3 protein-coding genes and 1 pseudogene are annotated in these 2,060 nt (G+C 56.9%); all 4 read left to right on the top strand.

Annotated elements, in window-relative coordinates; all coding sequences use genetic code 11:
* A pseudogene (locus ACK543_RS12555) lies at positions 1-242 on the top strand (hypothetical protein); the annotation flags it as partial.
* 570 nt (positions 243-812) lie between these two features.
* Positions 813-1,154 carry a helix-turn-helix domain-containing protein gene (locus ACK543_RS12550; protein ID WP_409943181.1) on the top strand — a complete coding sequence of 114 codons (342 nt, stop codon included), beginning with the start codon at positions 813-815 and terminating at the stop codon, positions 1,152-1,154.
* Positions 1,151-1,477, top strand: a complete 327-nt coding sequence (locus tag ACK543_RS12545) for a BrnT family toxin (RefSeq protein ID WP_409943180.1) — start codon at positions 1,151-1,153, stop codon at positions 1,475-1,477. The genes ACK543_RS12550 and ACK543_RS12545 overlap by 4 nt, the downstream gene beginning before the upstream one ends.
* A 32-nt stretch (positions 1,478-1,509) precedes the next feature.
* Entirely contained in the window at positions 1,510-1,743 is a 234-nt protein-coding gene (locus tag ACK543_RS12540; protein ID WP_409943179.1) for a hypothetical protein, read from the top strand.
* Positions 1,744-2,060 lie beyond the last annotated feature (317 nt).

Here is a 2,060-nt window from a genome sequence, read left to right as displayed (position 1 = left end):
GTACCAAGCAGCAACCGGCCGTAGGCTTTCAGGAAAAATTCAAAAATCACCCCGAGAACCTGACGGAGTTCCGATTTGCAGGCGACAGCCACGACCCCCTGGTGCGCCCCGGCGAAATGCAGAGCCTGCGTGACTGGCTCAGCAAACAGGTCAGCACCCCATTGCAGAAAACCCCCAATGGCTTCAACTACGAGGATGCCCTCCCGGCAGTACAAGAGGCGGTGAGTCGCGCAGCGCGCTGAGAAGAACTGCTAAAGCACCACCGGGTTGACTGGTGCGCTGTTGTAGCGCAACCGAAATTTTGAGGTACGCCCATTGCCATGCGGTTTGACCGTTGCCCTGGGTGAGTTTGCGCGGGGTGTTCAGGTGGTCGCTGTGCACGGCATAGGTGGTGCCTTTGATCACGGCGGCAATGGGCATGGGGCCGTTGGCGGTGGGCGGGTAGTGTGGTGGTGCACCCTGCGCGGCACAGTGAAAACCGATGGATTTTGGGTCAGGGCAAGGCGCAAACCGCAGCGATACCCGCTGGTATCGCGAGGATTTGCAACGCAGCCCTGGCCGAAAAGACGCGGTTTTCAGTGCCGGACAGCGTGTAACACCACACTTGTCGTATTGGCTGGTGCCGCTGCTTTGGCTGCCGCCTGCGCCGTATTCGCCCAGCAGGGTTCCGTCTTCGTCGTACACTTAGCTGTAGCCCAGCTTTTCAATGCTCTTTTGATGTTTTGTTTTAGTACCTCATACTGTTGTTTTGTCAACCGTTTCCAGAATGGGGCTCTACAGTCATGGCATTGCACTTACTTGGCTTTTTGCCCATGCACTTTCCAGCACGTTTGATCCAGCTGCGCAAAGCGGCCAACTACACGCAGCAAACCTTGTCCGAGGCGGCTCAGTTGCATGTGAACCAGATTCGCCGTTACGAGGCAGGGACGGCCCAACCCACCTTGGAAGCCCTGATCCGACTGGCCAAGGCGCTGCATGTGAGTCTGGATGGCCTGGTGTTTGAAGAAGGCGAGCGGGGGCCGGATGAGGATTTGCGGCTGCGCTTTGAGGCGCTCTCCCAACTCGACAGCAATGAACGCATGGTGGTCAAGGAACTGCTGGACGGCATGCTGCTCAAGCACCAGGCGCGTCGTCTGGCCGGTGCGCCCGCATGAGTGGCGCAAACCTCCCCGGCGCGCTGCAGCTCGATATCACATGGGATCCGGTCAAGGCGCAATCGAATATCGCCAAGCACGGCGTGACGTTTGTGCAAGCGACCACGGTGCTACTCGATGCGCTGGCGCTAACGGTGTTCGACGCCGCGCACAGCGAGTTCGAGGAGCGCTGGTTTACGCTGGGTATGTCCAGCGAGGGCAAGCTGCTGGCGGTGTCCCACACTTACCAGCACACCGGGCCGATTCATGTCGGGGTAAGAATTATTTCTGCGCGGGAGGCTACGAAACGTGAGCGCCAGCAGTATGAGAATGAACCTCGTTAATCCCCAACGTCCAAGCTTTTGAGGTGAACACCATGAATGCACAAACCATCAACGACGATAACGATATGCCCGCAGAGATTGATTTCTCGGGAGCCCGGCGGGGTCAGTTCCACAAAGCTGGCGCACAGCTGAATTTACCGGTGTACCTGGACCAGAAGGTGCAAGCCACCCTGGCCGCACTGGCCAGCGCCAAGGGCGTGGATTACTCCGCTCTCATCAATGATCTGCTCAAGAAGGATATTGAGCTCATTGAGATGGCGCGCTGAACAGTAGTACCCAGCGGCTAAAAGAAGAAGCCACCTGCAATCCCAACAGCTTTAGCAGCTGGTTGGGGTGGCGGGTGGCTTTTTTGCTTGGATTAGGAGAGAAATACACCTCTACCGCTTGATACACAAAGTTCCGTAGCTATTTTTATGAGAGCACGCAGAGTGCGAAAGACATATGGGAACCTCTAAAAACCCCTGATTTCCACGCCTGATGAAGCGCAACAGAGCAGGATTTTCAGGCTGCCTATTTTTTGGGCAACTCTGCGGCGTTTCCCGCTAGTCTTGGCCCTTCCAGGGCGCTTTTGGGCTCCATTTTT

Origin of the sequence: Acidovorax sp. (assembly GCF_046341535.1) — a bacterium.
In the GTDB taxonomy this organism is placed as follows: Bacteria; Pseudomonadota; Gammaproteobacteria; order Burkholderiales; family Burkholderiaceae_C; genus Acidovorax.
The sequence above is the reverse complement of the archived record's forward strand: the minus strand, read 5'-3'. Positions and strand labels throughout refer to the sequence as shown.